This window comes from Legionella maioricensis, from assembly GCF_023618015.1.
Taxonomy (GTDB): domain Bacteria; phylum Pseudomonadota; class Gammaproteobacteria; order Legionellales; family Legionellaceae; genus Legionella; species Legionella maioricensis.
In genome coordinates, this window is the sequence record NZ_JAJKBJ010000002.1 from 53,481 (window position 1) to 70,956 (window position 17,476).

The window sequence follows — 17,476 nt, forward strand, 5'->3', positions numbered from 1 at the left end:
TTCTCTATTTATTCACCAAAATCAAACGCCACCCAGAAAATCCATTTTCCCTATTTCCAGGCCGTTATGACGCAAAATATCATAGGCAGTTGTCACGTATCAGTCGTTGCTTGTTGGCCTTAATAAATAAGCCATCTGTGTGTCTTTTTTCCCTTTAATTTCAATTTTGCCACGTATTTCAAAAGAATATCTATCTTTTAATTTTTGATATACCGCTTCAGAAACTTGAATTGTGCCTTGAATCCCGTGAGACTCCATGCGGCTGGCAATATTAACGGTATCACCCCATAAATCATAAGAGAATTTTTTTTGACCAATCACGCCGGCTACTACCGGACCGCGGTGCATTCCAATTCTTAACTGAATATCCTGATTATATTTTTCATTAAATGGCTTCACCGTTTTTAGCGCGTCCAATGCAAACTCAATTGCATTCTCCAAATGTCTTGGATCAGGCTCTGGTGCGCCGCCTACAACCATGTATGCGTCGCCAATGGTTTTGATTTTTTCCAAGTGATGTTTTACAACTAATTTATCAAACTCCGAAAACAGTTGACTTAAAATATCGACCAGCAGTTTTGGAGAGATATTGGATACCAGACTGGTAAATTTTACAATATCTATAAAGATGACGCTTACATCTTCCAGTGGATCGACAATGAACTCCTCCCCCTCTCGCAAACGCCTTACAATAGACTTAGGTAACATATTCAGCAACAAACGCTCCGTTTGTTCTTCAGAAGCCTGGAGTGATGCTCTCATTTTATTGAATGATACGGTAAGCTGCCCCATTTCATCTTCGCTGGTGATAGGGATATCCTCCCCCAATTGATGCTCTGCCAATAGTTTTGTTGCTTCTGAAAGAGTAGAGATCGGTTGAACCAGCTGCATCGCGCCAAATATAGCTAATGAGACAGCAATAGTTAATAAGGAAATAATCAGGATTAACATTACCCAGGGAGCTAGCAGACTAATCCAGCTGACTTGCTCTCTTGCCAGCTTCATCATGTTTTGCTGATGTAAAACCATATCCGCTAAAATGGCAGAGACCTCTTTTTCCAGAGGTATTGCCTGTTCTTGCAAAATCTTCTCTGCGATATTTAAGACCCCTGTGTCTGCTTGTTTTTGAACTTGGTTTGTCAGTTTTTGAAAAGCCCTAAACTCCAAGGCCAAGAAATGTTCCAAACTCTCTTTTTCCAAGCGAAACCAGGAGTTAAGGTCGCTTGCATTTTGGATGGTTTTATACGAACTGAAAATCATCAAGCACTGCTTTAAATAGTCTTCAAATGCCAGGCCATCAACTCGTCTGCCGGTCAGAGCGAAATTTTGTAATGTATGCAAGCTTAATGCGATATTATCTTGCAGTTGATTTAATTTCCTGATTTGTTCAAAGCGAATAAATGATTTCGATTGCGCCTGTATGGCGCTCGTACCCAGAATTAACCCAATCAAGTCAACATATACCGGATGGACTTTCAGATAAATATCCTTGAACGCTTGATTATTGCCCAAGGTATGCGCCACATCTCCCACAGACCACTGAATGTTATAAAGCTTAACCAGTTTGGCTTTTGTTTTTTTAAAGAGCGCTAAATTATATTGATCATCAAATTTTTTACTGAGGTCATAGAGTTTTTGATAGTTTGGCCATACTTGATTGTTCCACGCGTTTTGATGCTGTTCCAGAAAGGTCTTGTCAGCGACAGAAATCCAGCCGCGAATCGAGGCTAAACTTCGTTGTAATCCAATCTCAAGACCGGCAGCAGTTTGAAACATAGGCGCGTTTTTTTCGGCCAGCAAGAGGGCATAATTTTGTAACCAAAAAAAAGTAATCATCGCCGCAACCAAAATCAAAATAGCGGCAACAGTAATATTCAAAAAAGCATGTAAAAATTTTCCCTGTAGCGTTTTCCATCGCCCCAAAAGGAGCCATCGCCAAAAAAGACTGTACCTGGATAGTTTTTGTTCCATTTCTTTATCCATTTTGAGTTTGCTTATGCAATAACCAATTGGAATGAACACGTGCTATGTGAAGCAATTGATTGATTTGCTGTTCCAATACGCCGGATCGCTGGTAAATGTGAGATGGGAATTTCCATCCTGGATAATAAGCTTGCATAACGGAACCATCAGGCATGACTTGATGATAAAGATAAAGTAATTGAGCGTTAATTAAAGTGGCTAAATTATGCACATCAGATGTTATAGCACTTGAGACGTCTTCTACCTCAATCTGAATGAAAGGGATATTTTTTAATTTGGCAATGTCATTTAGCGTCTTCATTATCGCGAATAAGCGTTGGTAATTTTCCTGGGAAGTCTTACCTCTTATAAAAACAGGGGCTGGTGGAATCGATTGAGGAATGGGTGAATTTTCGATAAGTACCGCAGCGATATAGATCCCTTGAGTAACGGTTTGAAAAGCCTTTGAAGGAGAGTATTCAAACCATGCCAAATCATCCATTTTTTCATTTAAATTGATTAACAAAAGCACCAGATCCGAGGGAGTTTTTGCATTAATTTGAGCAATTGACAGTGGTTTACTCTGATCTAATATGGGTTGTAATTCATATAGAATTCGCAACAACTGGTTAAGAGTCTCCCAGGACTTTTCTAGCGAATCGCCTTTTACCTGAGGTTCGTATGTTTCTCGCGTATATTCAAAGGCTAATGCACGAACCTGATCATAAAGGGCATTGGATACAACTTCAATATCACGCGGTTGTGCATTATGAATAGACATTTTAGGATGTACTTTTTTAGTTTGCCCCATGGCCGCTAAAAATTGGTCTGCCAGTTGGTTAGCAGCGTCTGCTTGACGATAAAGGTCATCTAGATTGATGGGAGTGCTTGGTGTTGCCAATTCAGGTGGAAGTGTGCGTGTAAACCGAGCAGCAGCAGTTTGAACGGGAAAAAATGCCCAGAGCCCAAGAAGAACGAATCCGCAAAAAAGATACATTTGTCGCATGTGTTTCACTCCTTGGCATTTATTATTTACGTCCCTAGTCTAATACAAAATGTTGTTAGCATTAAAGCAGGAAATCATATTCCATGGACCCTATGAGGTGCATTATTGCTTAAAAAAGCGATGCCTCTCTAACTCACCCCATCAAGCTCCTGCCGCCATCCACTTTTAATGTCTGCCCGGTGATAAATGGATTTTGGGCTAAAGCTAAAACGGCTTGAGCAATGTACTCGGGTTTGCCGTGAGCTTTTAAAGGCGTATTGGCGATGATTTTTTCTTTTTCAACCTCTTTCAATACATTCGCATCCTCGGGCCAAATCGTTGCCCCTGGAGCAACCGCATTAACTCGAACCTCTGGAGCAAATTCACGAGCCAGGCTTTCGGTCTGCATTTTTAGAGCGGCTTTGCTTTGGCAATACACTGAATACCCTTTGAGCGGTTTTTCGGCATGGATATCGGTTATATTAATAATAACCCCTTGCTGGGTCTTTAAGAAAGGATAAGCCGCAAGACTGAGCAAAAGGGGGGCTTTCACATTAGTATCAAAAAGAGCCTGCCAATCTTCTGGATTAAATAAAGGATACTCTGTACGAATAAAAGTGGACGCATTATTGACTAATAAATCCAGACGACCAGCCCAGTCAATGATGGTAGTCATCATTTCCTGAGGAGCATCAGTTTCCGTCAGTTCTCTAGATAAAACAAAGGCACTATCGATGCGCAGCTGATTCAAATGAACAGCAAGCGCATGAGCCTCATCCAAAGACCCACGACAATGAATTACCACCTTATACCCTGCTTCATGTACCGTTTTTACAATGGCGGCGCCTATGCGCCGCGCTCCACCAGTCACCAAAGCCACCTTCGCTTCTTGTTTGTTTGCTTGATTCAAGGTATGTTCCCCATTTTTAAGTCATTTAATCCATTATGAGTTTAATACAAACACTGCATACACACCTGACCGAGCAGCAAGAAATGCCGTTCGTGGAATTCATGCAACTCGCGCTCTATGCTCCTGGTGAAGGCTATTATAGTTCGGGCTTGCAAAAACTGGGTAAACAAGGGGATTTTATTACAGCCCCCGAATTAACCCCTTTATTTGGTCAGGCTCTTGCTAACCAATGCCAACAAATACTGCCTACTTTAGAGTCGCCTGTTTTATTTGAATTTGGTGCAGGCTCCGGCACCCTTTGTGTGGCTATCTTAAGTCACTTGGAACAGCTCAATTGCTTGCCCGAATCTTATTATATTCTGGAAGTAAGTGCTAATTTGCGTCATCGTCAGCAAGAACTGCTCCAGCAAAAAATACCGCATTTGGCCTCTAAAGTACAATGGCTGGAACGCTGGCCGGAAACGCCGTTCAATGGAGTGATTATTGCCAACGAAGTATTAGACGCCATGCCTGTAAACCGGTTTATGTTAACCGACAATGGGGTTATGGAAAGCTATATCACCTTGAATGAGCAAAATCAATTAAGAGAAATTTTTAAACCCAGTCAAAATCAACGCTTACTGACCTATGTAAACCGCCATTTAGCTCAGCTCCCCAAACCTTATCTTTCAGAAGTAAACCTGTTTATTGATGACTGGTTAGTGAACATTTATCGCATGTTACAACAGGGCGTAGTACTATTAATTGACTATGGGTTTCCCAGACATGAGTACTATCATCCCGATCGTAACCAAGGGACTTTAATGTGCCATTACAGACATCATAGCCACCCTGATCCCTTGTTGCATCCCGGTGAACAAGACATTACCGCCCATGTCGATTTTACTCATGTCGCAGAAGCAGGACACCAGGCAGGATTTCATATTGCCGGGTATACTAACCAGGCCTCTTTTTTGCTGGCTAACGGTTTGTTAAGCTTAGTCCATACTCTGGATAATGAACGCGAACAATTTCAGGCAAAACAGGCAATAAAACAATTAACCCAACCCAGTGAAATGGGCGAACTATTCAAGGTAATTGCCCTGACCCGCGATGTAGAAATCGATTTGCACGGGTTTCAATTACACGATAAACGAGTGAGTTTATAAACTATGAAAAAATATCTGACCACGGTGGAATTACAGAAAGAGTCGATGAAATTTTCCGCAGGCCATACTACTATCTTCTCCGCAACAAAAAGAGAACCGCTTCATGGCCATATGTATGGCGTCTATTTAGCGTTAACGACCTGGGTAGAAGAAAACGGGATGACTTTCGATTACCGTTATTATAAAGAGCGTATTCATAAATTATGTCGCCAATTAAATCAGACCTTTTTGATGCCTCAATTTTCACCATTTTTAGAATATGGTGAAGACAAAGAATATTATTATTTTACCTTTAATCATAAAAAAATCCCCTTCCTTAAAGAAGACGTCACCCTGATGCCGCTGACCAATATCACTGTTGAAGAATTATCACGCTGGTTTGTTAATGAACTGATTAAAGAACATGAAGAACTGGATAGACATCGTATCGAAAAAGTCGTAGTCAAAGTCTTTTCTGCTCCAGGACAATCAGCCAGTCATGAATGGCATAGAAGCTAAATGAGCGACGTGTACCAAATATGTATTCCCCATACCAGTCGTGACTATTTCGACTACGAAGCACCTGAGTTAACTCCTTGTATCGGCGCCAGAGTATGGGTGCCTTTTCGCAATCAAACACGCTTGGGAATAGTAATCAGTAAGGGGCCAACCCAACATACCGGTACATTATTAAAAAGCATCAGCGCCATTATTGATGACCAGCCTTTAATCACTGCTGATTTATTGGCCCTGTGTCTATGGATTGGCAGCTACTATCAATCGCCCTTGTCCGAAGTATTGCCTCTTGCTTTACCTAAAAAATACCGTTTAGGCCAAGCCTGCCAATTGCCAATGGGTGATTTTTATCAATTGAACCTCCCTGTGGAGCAAGCCAAAAAGCTCATTCCTGCGCGAGCCCGCAAACAGCTGGAGCTTATAGATTTTTTAAGTTCACAATCCGATAAGGTTTCCAAACAAAGGCTGGCTCAAAAGGGTTTTAATTCCAGTCAATTAATGGCTTTACTCTCAGCCCAGATTATTGCGCTATCGCAACAGATCATGATTCCCGAAAGAACAGACCTGACACTCTCACCACCACTCATTCTTAATCCGGAGCAGGCAGTGGCTGTTACAGCAATAACTCAGCATTTACACCACTATCAAAGTTTCTTATTACAAGGAGTGGCTGGCAGTGGCAAGACGGAAGTTTATTTGCAAGTAATTGCCCAGGTTCTCGAACAAGGGAAACAAGTATTGGTATTAGTACCTGAAATTGGTTTAACCCCCCAATTATTATCTCGTTTTACCGCTCGCTTTAATCAGCCTATTGCAGTGATTCACTCCAATTTAAATGAATCAGAAAGACAAATCGCCTGGCAATTAGCGAAAGAAAACCGTGTCAAAATGGTAATTGGTACTCGTTCTTCTGTCTTTACTCCTATGCCGGATTTGGGATTAATCATCATTGATGAAGAACATGATGTCTCATTAAAACAAATGGAAGGGGTGCGTTATTCTGCTCGAGATACTGCATTAATGCGTGCTCATCTTGCCAATATCCCAATCATTTTAGGCTCGGCAACGCCAAGCCTGGAAAGCGTCCATAATTGCAAACAAAAGAAACACACTCTATTACGACTAAACCATAAAGCCTTATCAACAACCCCTCTTCATTATCAGCTCATCGACTTGCGCTCTCAGGCATTACAAAATGGCCTGGCAACACCCACCTTAAAGGTCATAGAAGAACACTTGCAAAAAAACAATCAAGTGCTGGTTTTTATCAATCGCCGTGGCTTTGCTCCCGTGATGCTTTGTCATCAATGTGGGTGGATGGCTGATTGCCGTGCGTGCGATAGCCATTTAACCTTGCACAAGCAACAGGGTCACATGATTTGTCATCACTGTGGATTAACCCAAAAAGTTCCAGTTTCCTGCCACAATTGTAACAGTCCGGAATTAATTCCCGTAGGGGCTGGTACCCAACGCGTGCATGAGTTTTTAAGCGCTCGATTTCCTGATACCAATGTATTACGTATAGACCGGGATGAAGTACGTAAAAAAAATTCTTTAGATGCTCATCTCGATAAAATAAACAAAGGCGAGGCGCAACTCATTGTCGGTACGCAAATGCTGGCCAAAGGTCATCATTTTCCGCGATTATCCTTAGTGGTCGTTCTTGATGCTGATGCCGGTTTATATAATCAGGACTTTAGGGCAATGGAGCATTTGGGGCAGTTATTAACCCAGGTTTCAGGACGGGCAGGGCGTGCCGAGCAAGCGGGCCAAGTCCTCATCCAAACCCATTTGCCCAATCATCCTTTACTCAATTTATTAATTCAGCAAGGTTATGATGAATTTGCAGATGCATTACTGACCACTCGCCAAGAAGCAGAATTGCCCCCATTTCATTTTTTGGCAGTGATCAGAGCCCAGGGAAAAACAATAGGGCAGGTATTAAAATTTTTACATGCAACTAAAGATCAAATCCAGACTCATCCCATTACCGTTATGGGACCGGCACCTGCTCCTTTGCCTCGTAAAGCCAATCAACACCGTATGCAATTATTAATTAAATCGCCTTCAAGAAAAGTGCTGAAAAGTTCATTGACGCAATTGAGAGAGTGGTTAACAATAACCAAATTAAGCAACGGCGTTCGCTGGAATGTGGATGTTGATCCTATGGACCTATCATGACTGATCAAAAAATTACTGTGCATCAAAAAACATTTGCCATTGCTTGGGGCGATATGGACGCCCTGGGGCATGTAAATAACGCTCGTTATTTTGATTATTTTCAGGAAGCGCGTATTGAATGGTTAAGAGAAATTAACATTCATCTTAGAGGAAACACTGGCCCTGTCGTCATTCATGTGGCCTGTACTTTTTTAAAGCCAGTCATTTATCCAGCTACCGTAACCATACGCAGTAATTTACACACCCTTGGCAATTCCAGCATGATCATGGATCATGATTTATATCAAGGTGAACTCCTGATGGCGCAAGGGATCAGCAAAATTGTGTGGGTAGATTATACCCAAAACAAATCAGTTCCCTTGCCAGAAGACATCCGTAAGCTTTTTGGATAAGTAGTCATCGTTGCGAACGGAGTTCTAGCGAAACATCATTCTGGATTGCTTCGCCAAGGCTCGCAACGACGGAATTTGCATACCCCGTGAACGATCAATTGCGTCAACTGAAGAAATCAATCCTGTGTGAATTGTAGCCTGGTTGCTTGCAACCAGGAAGGAAGTGATTCCAAATTTGATCCCGGTTGCGGGCTACAGGTGCTTAAGTTGACGCCATTACGTGAACGGTTACCTATACCGACTTGGCTTCTGAGTTACTGTGAAAATTAGCTGTATTAAACTTCGTTTCTATCGCTCATCACAAACGGTGAAGTACCCATGTCGGTAAGGGTTAGAACGAGCACGAAATTCATAATCCCGACAACGTTGTCCGTGATCATCGCTATATCGCTTTTGCAAACGAAATACAAAGTCACCAAAATTCATATCTTGCTGCCACTCCTGAGCCTCCCTTTGTTTTTGTTCCTCATCCATTTTATTTAAAAATTTACTGAGCTTACTGGTATAGCCCGTCCCCATAACCCCTAAAGACACCAACAAGATTACCATTATTTTCTTGATCATATTGAACACCACAAAAGCATTTGAGGCAATATTAAACCATATGGGCAAATAAAAATCTACTCCATAAGCATAAAATTGCTAACGCTTTAGGTTCCTAAACTATAACGAGCAACCCTCTTAAAATAGACTCAAGGTTCGACCTGAGAATAAAATTTTATTGTCACTGATGCTCTGGATATTTAATGAAAACTTATAGAAAAGAATTATAGTTTCATGTGTCCTATGCGTTAAAAAAATGAAGGTTGGGTCGCAACCCAACCTTGCTAATTACTAGCAATTAATGAAAACACCTGCGAGGGTGCAACTCCCACTTGTTGATCTTGCCGATAATCAAAAAATGAATTTGGATTGGCGGTCATATTCCCTGAGAGTCCAAACTCACTTAATTCTTCAAGTTTTTGTTGATTGCTTTCTTGGTTAGAAGAATAAACTGGATAATCTTGTTCAAACTGCTGGTATAATCTTAGCTGTTCTTGTTCTCGCAGAATCTGTTCCTGACGAGCTGCTTCTCGTTGAGCGGCTTCGAGGCGTCGTTTTTCTTGATATTCACTATAAAACTGTTCAAATCCGTCAAGGGCAAAAGCTGCTTGTTGAAAAAGATTAATGCGATTAGAAAGTATGTCTACATATATTTTTTTTTGTCTTGCATAACAAGCACTAAATGACGAATCAATGATCTCTTTATAAGATTCTACTGGAGTCGAGATGATAGTTGCCAAGGTTTCAAAAAACTCTTTTTTATTAAAGAGGTTTTTTGGTACCTCTGATTCAAAGTCAGTTAGACCATTTAGAATGTTGCTATACTTTTCAGTATAAAAAGGGTAACTAAAACAACATTCCGGATCAATTTTTACCGCATGCAAAGCCTTATCCGTTTTACTTACACCAAAGTTTTCATCATTCATATCGATATCAGCTAAAAAAGATGCAACAAGATGAATGGCCGTGAGTCCAATTATTGGTCTTCTATGTAACATATTCTTTTGTAAGACTCTCGTCCACTCAAAAAAATTGGGAATATCCTTAGATAGACGATAATTCATGGAGGTAGGGTCTCCTTCCACAGCGTACATATTAGGTTGAGGCGCTCCAAGGATTAGACGATATATTCGCCCCCCTACAACGGCACTTTCTATCCAGAATTGTTTATCATCAAAAGGCGCTGTTTCTTCGAGAAGTTTTCTATGGTGTGCATTTAAAAGCATTAATCCGCCATGGCTGTTTGAGCAGTGCCATTTTCTAGCATCGTCATGATTAAAAAAAAGATATTTTCTATTGATGACGGACTGGAGTTCCGAGTCGTCCTCCTCATAAGGGATAAATTGTTTTTCTTTTTTATCCAAATAGGTATGTACGGAAAAATCTTTTTCTTCTTCACTATCACTTTCCGAGTCGTTGTCCGAATCGCTATCAGAGTTACTACTGTCATCTCGAGTGTTATTAATTTCTAATGCAACATCATCCCAACGTGGTTTCTTCTTGACAGTACATTCTATTTCTTTCTGGTCACTCTCTAAAGCGCTATGATCTCGTTTTATTTGCATTGGATTGTTACCTTTTATAGACAGAGGGGCTAATCGTGTTGAATTACTAATTAGGCCACATTGTAACAAATAAAAACTGAGAGATCAATTATTAATCAACCAAAAAATGCGCAGTCAGCTCCAATCCCTACAATTTTAATCCACCGACGTTCAAATGCTCGACATTACTTTCATTCAATAAAAACTATGTAATAATATATAGCTTGTCGGGTTTGTATTCCTATTTAAGAATTAGTACCCTTTGTTGGGCAACCCACTCGCGACTTATTAGATTATGAGTTTTGAAAATGCTTAGTTATTTCGAATTGGCCTTGAAAGAGGCTATGCAAGGAGTTGAAAATGGTGATGGAGCGCCATTTGGCGCGTGTATCGTCAATAAAGGTCAAATTATTGCTCTGGCACATGATACTGTTTTAAAAGAAAATGATGCTACGTGCCACGCTGAAATGAATGCGATTAGAATCGCTTCAAAAAATTTAGCAAACTACCAACTGGGCTCAAGTATCATTTACTGTACCTCTGAACCATGTCCCATGTGTTTGTCGGCCATTCATTGGTCTGGTATCAAGCAGTGTTATTTTATCGCCGATAAAAAATGTGCGGCTGAATATGGTTTTGATGATGATTTATTGTATAACGAATTAATAAAACCAATTTCCCAAAGAAAGATGTTTATTGAGCAGCAAACGAATCTTTATAATGAAGTTAAAAATCTATTCGACTGTTGGAAAGAAAAGGGGTTGCCACTTTGTTAAATAAGCAATTGGGGCTCGGGTAAAGACATAGTCGGAACCTAGGATGAGGTGCCTCCCAAATCCCGGTTTACAGCTTGCGCGCTCCCCCAGCCGTTCCTTCATACAATATAAAAGACATCTCCACCAGGAGCTTCAATCTAAACCGCTATAGACGCGTTAATTGCAGGATGACATTGATAATTCACAAATTTAAATTCCACCATCTAACCTTGCTGTAAAATCAAATACATACCATCGTTTTATTCAACAAACACCATCCGCATCACAGATCACTTTACCCTGGGTTAATATATTGTTAAGTATTTAAGCATACACTCTCTACTTATCTCTCGTTTAGAAGCTTACATGAAAATAATTTTAGTAGTGTCACATCATCCAGAGCGACATAATGGGGTATTTAGCCGTCTTCCGCCAAATTCTGAATATAGTGTTCATAAATGTAAAACTCCTTTAACTGACGCCAGAGAAGCTGCATTACCAGCTGTCTTAGATTTCTTAGCAGAAGTAGTTAACGGCTTGGCTAAAAATAGTGTAGATCAGGTTCATATTATCACTGATTATAACTTAGGATATTCCGGAACTGCTACATGTCAAATACCCGAATTAAATGCTTTAATTAATGTGTTTCAAGATAACCATGATCAGCAATTTAAGGCCCAAAATAAAGTCACAGCCAGCGTAACTCCCGTGTCGGTTGCAAGTGCGGCATCATCACCTTTCGTCATTCCCGTTTTTTTCCATTTTGAGGGTAGTCATGCGGAAAAAGATGGCGCATCAGATAAATTTCAGAGTAGTTTGGAAGACGTTATTACAGAGTTTGGAAGCGGCAAAGTATTACACTTTTTAAATAAAATCAGACCCTCTTCTCGTGCTCGCAATAGCACAAAGAGTCCAAATATAAATAGTAGCAGTCCAGAGCCCTCTGCTTCACCTTTGTCTCAGGATATGGGCAGTAGTTCGACATCATCTCTTGCTTTGCTCTCTGGCTTAACGCCTAAGGATGAACTTTTCGAATTTCCTCCATTCATCAGCCAATCCTCCGCAAGCTCTATTGGATTAAGCAATATCGAAAAACACTTGAACGCCACAACAGATAAACTTGTATTGGCATCCCCGTTTAGCGATGTAAATCCTGCTTCATATTTTGGTCCTGAACAAGAAGAAGAGAGCCACTCCCCAACACCAGTACAATTACATCGCTTCTTTAGCCAGTTAGCGATAGCTGTCCCAACGCGTCATGCTTTGAGCGTTGAAACAAAAGACAGTAGTTCACTCTTATCAAGTCCAGAATTCAGTTAAGTAAGCCAATTTACTATAAATTGGTTATCAAATTGACTAAACCGCTATGGGGGCTTTAATTGCAGGGTGACATTGATAATTTACAAATTCGAAATCCTCATAACGGTATTCAAATAAAGAGGCGGGGTTTGCTTTAATGTGTAAAGAAGGCAAAGGGAGAGGAGCTCTGGTTAATTGAGTTCTCGTTTGTTCTAAATGATTGAGATATAAATGACAATCCCCACCCGTCCAGACAAACTCACCCACATCAAGATTGCATTGTTGGGCCACCATATGGGTCAATAAAGAATAAGAAGCAATATTAAAGGGCACTCCTAGAAATACATCTGCGGAACGTTGATAGAGTTGGCAAGAAAGCTTGTTATTTGCGACATAAAATTGAAATAAGGCATGGCATGGCATTAAGGCCATTTGATCTAACTCACCGACATTCCAGGCACTGACAATTAAACGACGTGAATCAGGATTGGTTTTAATTTGCTGCACAATGTCAGACAATTGATCGATGGTGCGCCCATCAGCCGTTGGCCAACTACGCCATTGACGACCATAAACAGGGCCCAAATCACCATTGCTATCAGCCCATTCATCCCAGATGGTCACTCCATTTTCTTTTAAATAAGCAATATTGGTATCACCGCGTAAAAACCATAACAGTTCGTGGATTATACTGCGCGTATGTAACTTCTTGGTGGTCAATAATGGAAACCCTTTACTCAAATCAAAACGCATTTGATAACCAAATACAGATAAGGTTCCTGTACCTGTTCGGTCTGTTTTTTCCGTTCCGTGCTGTAAAATATGCTCTAATAACTGCAAATAAGTTTTCATTTATTAACCCACCATAACCAAAGCCCGAATAATAGCATGGGTATAGATAAAATCTGTCCCATGGTCAACCAGCCAAAAGCAATAAAACCTAATTGAGGATCCGGCTGACGGAAACACTCAGCAATCAAACGACAGACCGCATAACCCATTAAAAATACGGCTGAGACTCGTCCTGTTGGTCTGGGTTTTGAGGCATAACACCAGACCAGAATAAATAAGCCAACTCCTTCCAGACCAAATTCATAAATTTCAGAGGGATGGCGCGGCTGATCATCTACATGAGTAAATACCATTGCCCAGGGAACATCTGTCACTCTTCCCCATAGCTCCCCATTAATAAAATTGCCGACCCGACCAGCAGCTAATCCCAACGGTACTAAGGGGGCAACGAAATCACCAACCTCCCAGAATGTCTTGCCAAATCTTCGTGCAAATATCCATACCGCGATAATCACCCCAATTAACCCGCCATGGAAAGACATCCCCCCTTCCCAAATTTTAAATAATACCCAAGGCTGATGAATGAACTCCTGAAAATTATAAAACAGCATATAGCCAATACGACCGCCTAAGATGACGCCGAGAGCGGTATAAAATATCAAATCGCTAATCTGCTCAGTAGTCCAATTCAGTTTATAATGTTTCATCCGCCAATAAGCCAACAACCAGGCGCCCACAAAACCGATTAAGTACATCAAACCATACCAATGAACTTTTACCGGCCCCAAAGAAAAGGCCACCGGATTGATATAAGGAAAAGTAACCATATGAATTTAAGTTCCTTTTAAAAAAACATTTTAAGTGCTGTTAAAAATAATATGGCAATAAAACCATATTTTAATTGTTGCACAGGTAAAAGATAATTTAATTTAGTTCCATAAGGGGCAATGAAACAACTGGGAATTGCCACCCAAAGCACTGCGGGCCAATAGATATATCCGGTGGAATAAGGTATTGCAGCCATTTCATAGCGCCCCGTTACCATACAAGCAACGGTTCCTACCAGCGCAACGGTAAAGGAGCATAAGTTAGATACCGCTGGAATTTTTCGCACAGCGACACCACAAGAACCAAGATAAGGAATGATTAAAACACCCCCCCCAATTCCTAAAAGACCGGATTTTAATCCAATCACAAAACTAACCAGGCCGTTCAACCAAGATTTGGGAAATCGTTCTGCCCGCTTTACATGAACATCAGTCAACATCTTAACGACCACAAATAATAAAAAAACGGCAAAGATAATTTTCAACCAATAAGTCGATATAAATCCAGCAATGACAACACCTGAAACGGTCCCTATCACTATTCCTGGCCATAATTTATTAAAAACCGACCAAAGAATTTCGCCCATTTTATAATGAGCTCTTAAAGAAGCTTGTGCCGTAAAAATCATTATCGCTAATGAAGTGCCTGTAGCGGCATGCATTACTATCTGTTCCGGGATAAGTTGTCTCAGCTGAAAAATAAAAGCCAATCCAGGGACAACGATTATTCCACCGCCAACTCCTAAAATACCAGCCATTAATCCCGCGAAAATACCAATGAAAATATAGATAGTAGCATCCAGGAATAAATTCATAAGCATTAGGACTTTCCTGCTCTAATTAAACCACCCAAACCTTCCTCTTCTAATGCTTTTTGCAAATGGAAGCGTATTTCTGCTGGATGTTCGTATTCAAGCACTTCAGCAAGGATCTTTCTGGCATTGGCTATAGCAAAATTGCGAATCACCCATTTGACTCGAGGCAAGCTGGATGAGTTCATACTTAAAGTATCAAAACCCATAGCAATTAACAAAATAACCGCCAAAGGATCACTGGCCATCTCGCCACAAATACTGACTTCAACTCCCGCCGCATGTCCGCCTTCAACCACTTTAAGTAGAACGCGCAACATAGCAGGATGTAAGGCATCATAAAGGCCTGCAACCCGGGCATTATTCCTATCTACAGCTAATAAATACTGAGTCAAATCATTGCTGCCTACCGAAATAAAATCGACGCGCTTTGCTATTTCACGAGCTAAATAAGCTGCGGCGGGCACTTCTATCATGACCCCTATTTTGGGTTTTTCTATAGCGCACCCTTCTTCCAGAAGCTCCTCAAAGGCTTGCTCTATTAAATACGTTGCCTCTTCCACTTCGCTCAGATTCGTTACCATGGGTAACATAATGCGTAAATTATTCAATTCTTCGCTGGCACGCATCATGGCGCGAACCTGCACCAGAAATACATCGGGATGATCCAAAGTGACTCTGATGCCGCGCCATCCCAAATAAGGATTGTCTTCTGCTATGGGAAAATAAGGCAAAATTTTATCGCCGCCAATATCCAAAGTTCGCATCGTAACAAAACGAGGAGCAAAAGCCTTAAGGGTCTGCCGGTAAATAATAGTTTGTTCGTCTTCTGAAGGAAAACGATCGCGACTCATGAAGGGAACCTCTGAACGATATAAGCCCACTCCTTCAGCGCCGACGCTCATGGATAAACCAGCGTCCATAGCCAATCCGGTATTTACTTGCAAAGAAACTCTGTAGCTGTCCGTTGTTTCTGCAGGTTTATCCCGCAAACTGACGAGACTTTGATTTAAATCCTGTTCTTCCTGAGCTAATAATTTAAATTCAGTGAGTATCGTCCTGGAGGGCGAAACATACACATGGCCATAATAACCATCGACAATTAATGCCCGCCGAGAAACGTATTCAACCTTTAAACCACGCAAACCCATGACGGTAGGAACCCCTAAGGCACGGGCTAAAATGGCTACATGGGAATTATTAGAACCTTTGGCGGAAACCACCCCGACCAATTGGCCTTCAGGAACTTCTGCAAGAGCTGCGGCAGTGACCTCTTCCCCGATTAGAATCGTTCTTTTAGGGTAGGCAATTTCTTCGCGTTGTGACCACTGCAGCTCAGCTAAAACCCGTCTGCCCAAATCACGAAAATCACTGGCTCGTTCGCGCAGATAATCATCTTCCATGCCTTCAAACTGCGATACGTGTTTTTTAATTACGGTGGCTAAAGCAGCCTGGGCACTAATTTGCTCTTCACGAATGACCTGCTCTACCTCAGCGCCTAAACTGTCTTTATCGAGAATACGTAAATAGACGTCAAATAAAGCGTGTTCTTCTTCAGCAACTGTTGCTTTCATGCGTCTACTCAAACGACGCATGTCATCTCTGGCCGCTTCTAATGCCTCATAAAAAACTCTAATTTCATCTTCCAGATCTTCTACTGGATTTCGTGGAACAGCATCTATATCGGACAGGGGATAGACAACCACCGCAGTACCAATACCAATTCCCGGAACACTGCCAATACCAGACAAAGCGGTCTGAGTTGTTTCAACCTTGGCCACCCCTAAAGGCTTGGGTTGGGTCAGCTCAGCCAACTCACCGGTTGCTTCCGCATGCGCAATAATCCCGCCAAGTTGCGCTGCTAAAGTAATTAAAAATGACTCTTCCGCATCATCAAAACAGCGTTGCTCTACTTGCTGAACAATTAAAACACCATACAGCTTTCTATGTTGAATAATGGGCACACCCAAAAAGGCATTCAAATGCTCTTCGCCCAATAAAGAATTATGATAAAAATCCGGATGAGAGGGGGCATTTTCTAAATTGATGGGCTCTTCCCTACGCCCGATTAAACCGATAAGACCACTGTCCAGAGCAATGCGTACCCGAAACTCAGCCTGTTTGTTTAAACCTTCAGTGGCAATTAAGACATATTCAGCATGTTTGTTATCTATAAGGTAAACGGATACGGCCTCAGCATTAATGGCTTTATTGATATGCTGCACCAGAATACCAAGAGCGTCTGTTAAATGCTTGGCGGCGGTGACATCTTGAACTATTCGTTTTAGTACTTTTAGCATCTAGGGCCTATGATTACCTCTTTTTCGTTTCATGCCGTAAGGGGTACGACGAGTTTTTAACAGGGGTTCCAACTCTTTTAGCGCTTGAATATACACTTGTCGCTTAAAAAAGATAACCCTCTCTTCCGGCTCATGAAAATCTATCCAACGCCAACTATCAAACTCCGGAGACTCACTTAAGTCCAGCTTCACTTTTTGCTCACTGGAAATAAGTTTTAGCAAATACCATTTTTGTTTCTGGCCGATGACTAATGGTTCACTGCCATGACGTAAATATTGTTTAGGAAGTCTGTATTTAAGCCAACGTTTGGTCGAGCCCATCACTTCGACATCGCTCTTATCCAAACCGACTTCTTCATGCAACTCCCTAAACATTGCTTGTAATGACGTTTCACCTGCAGCCAATCCCCCCTGGGGAAATTGCCAGGCATCGTGACCACTTCGTCTGCCCCAAAATACTCTATCCGATTCGTTGACAAGGATAATACCTACATTCAAACGATAACCGGCGCGATCAATCACCATGATGTC

General features: G+C 41.3%; 17 protein-coding genes. 6 read left to right on the plus strand and 11 right to left on the minus strand.

Annotation, left to right across the window (positions count from 1 at the left end; translation table 11 throughout):
• Positions 1–21 precede the first annotated feature (21 nt).
• The 4 genes from LOX96_RS17675 to LOX96_RS02545 all read right to left on the minus strand — a co-directional run bounded on the left by LOX96_RS17675 (position 22) and on the right by LOX96_RS02545 (position 3,857).
• Complete coding sequence (locus LOX96_RS17675) at positions 22–96, minus strand: DUF1993 family protein (protein ID WP_431606627.1); 75 nt, start codon at positions 94–96, stop codon at positions 22–24.
• Positions 97–99: 3 nt separating this feature from the next.
• Positions 100–1,971, minus strand: a complete 1,872-nt coding sequence (locus tag LOX96_RS02535) for an adenylate/guanylate cyclase domain-containing protein (protein WP_250420252.1) — start codon at positions 1,969–1,971, stop codon at positions 100–102.
• A 4-nt stretch (positions 1,972–1,975) separates the two neighbouring features.
• Positions 1,976–2,968, minus strand: a complete 993-nt coding sequence (locus LOX96_RS02540) for a hypothetical protein (protein ID WP_250420255.1) — start codon at positions 2,966–2,968, stop codon at positions 1,976–1,978.
• A 133-nt stretch (positions 2,969–3,101) separates the two neighbouring features.
• Positions 3,102–3,857 (minus strand): pteridine reductase, encoded by a 756-nt coding sequence (locus tag LOX96_RS02545; protein ID WP_250420258.1) that lies wholly within the window; start codon positions 3,855–3,857, stop codon positions 3,102–3,104.
• 35 nt (positions 3,858–3,892) lie between these two features.
• Between LOX96_RS02545 and LOX96_RS02550 the strand changes: the two genes are divergently transcribed.
• From LOX96_RS02550 to LOX96_RS02565, 4 genes are read left to right on the plus strand one after another with little or no spacing between them, the layout of a single operon-like run.
• Positions 3,893–5,005: a class I SAM-dependent methyltransferase gene (locus LOX96_RS02550; RefSeq protein WP_250420261.1), complete on the plus strand. Its 1,113-nt coding sequence runs from the start codon at positions 3,893–3,895 to the stop codon at positions 5,003–5,005.
• A gap of 3 nt (positions 5,006–5,008) precedes the next feature.
• Positions 5,009–5,503, plus strand: a complete 495-nt coding sequence (locus tag LOX96_RS02555) for a 6-pyruvoyl trahydropterin synthase family protein (RefSeq protein WP_250420264.1) — start codon at positions 5,009–5,011, stop codon at positions 5,501–5,503.
• Positions 5,504–7,681, plus strand: a complete 2,178-nt coding sequence (locus LOX96_RS02560) for a primosomal protein N' (RefSeq protein WP_250420267.1) — start codon at positions 5,504–5,506, stop codon at positions 7,679–7,681. It begins immediately after the preceding gene.
• Positions 7,678–8,073 carry an acyl-CoA thioesterase gene (locus tag LOX96_RS02565; protein ID WP_250420270.1) on the plus strand — a complete coding sequence of 132 codons (396 nt, stop codon included), beginning with the start codon at positions 7,678–7,680 and terminating at the stop codon, positions 8,071–8,073. Before LOX96_RS02560 ends, LOX96_RS02565 begins: the two co-directional genes overlap by 4 nt.
• A gap of 288 nt (positions 8,074–8,361) precedes the next feature.
• Here LOX96_RS02565 and LOX96_RS02570 read toward each other — a convergent pair whose 3' ends face one another.
• Positions 8,362–8,634, minus strand: coding sequence for a hypothetical protein (locus LOX96_RS02570; protein ID WP_250420615.1), 273 nt, complete (start codon positions 8,632–8,634; stop codon positions 8,362–8,364).
• Between the two features lie 266 nt (positions 8,635–8,900).
• Positions 8,901–10,181, minus strand: coding sequence for a hypothetical protein (locus tag LOX96_RS02575; RefSeq protein WP_250420273.1), 1,281 nt, complete (start codon positions 10,179–10,181; stop codon positions 8,901–8,903).
• 287 nt (positions 10,182–10,468) lie between these two features.
• On the opposite strand from LOX96_RS02575, the gene LOX96_RS02580 reads away from it, so the two are divergent.
• Positions 10,469–10,936, plus strand: a complete 468-nt coding sequence (locus LOX96_RS02580) for a nucleoside deaminase (protein ID WP_250420276.1) — start codon at positions 10,469–10,471, stop codon at positions 10,934–10,936.
• A 345-nt stretch (positions 10,937–11,281) separates the two neighbouring features.
• Positions 11,282–12,235, plus strand: coding sequence for a hypothetical protein (locus LOX96_RS02585; RefSeq protein ID WP_250420279.1), 954 nt, complete (start codon positions 11,282–11,284; stop codon positions 12,233–12,235).
• Between the two features lie 36 nt (positions 12,236–12,271).
• On the opposite strand, the gene thyA is transcribed toward LOX96_RS02585, so the two are convergent.
• From thyA to LOX96_RS02610, 5 genes are read right to left on the minus strand one after another with little or no spacing between them, the layout of a single operon-like run.
• Entirely contained in the window at positions 12,272–13,066 is a 795-nt protein-coding gene (gene thyA / locus LOX96_RS02590; RefSeq protein ID WP_250420282.1) for a thymidylate synthase, read from the minus strand.
• The gene (lgt, locus tag LOX96_RS02595) at positions 13,063–13,833 is read right to left on the minus strand and encodes a prolipoprotein diacylglyceryl transferase (protein ID WP_250420285.1); all 771 of its coding nucleotides are present in this window, start codon (positions 13,831–13,833) and stop codon (positions 13,063–13,065) included. The genes thyA and lgt overlap by 4 nt, the downstream gene beginning before the upstream one ends.
• A 17-nt stretch (positions 13,834–13,850) precedes the next feature.
• The gene (locus LOX96_RS02600; protein WP_250420288.1) at positions 13,851–14,654 is read right to left on the minus strand and encodes a sulfite exporter TauE/SafE family protein; all 804 of its coding nucleotides are present in this window, start codon (positions 14,652–14,654) and stop codon (positions 13,851–13,853) included.
• Positions 14,654–16,945 carry a phosphoenolpyruvate--protein phosphotransferase gene (ptsP, locus tag LOX96_RS02605; RefSeq protein WP_250420291.1) on the minus strand — a complete coding sequence of 764 codons (2,292 nt, stop codon included), beginning with the start codon at positions 16,943–16,945 and terminating at the stop codon, positions 14,654–14,656. The genes LOX96_RS02600 and ptsP overlap by 1 nt, the downstream gene beginning before the upstream one ends.
• Complete coding sequence (locus LOX96_RS02610) at positions 16,946–17,470, minus strand: RNA pyrophosphohydrolase (RefSeq protein ID WP_250420293.1); 525 nt, start codon at positions 17,468–17,470, stop codon at positions 16,946–16,948. It abuts the gene before it with no gap.
• Positions 17,471–17,476 lie beyond the last annotated feature (6 nt).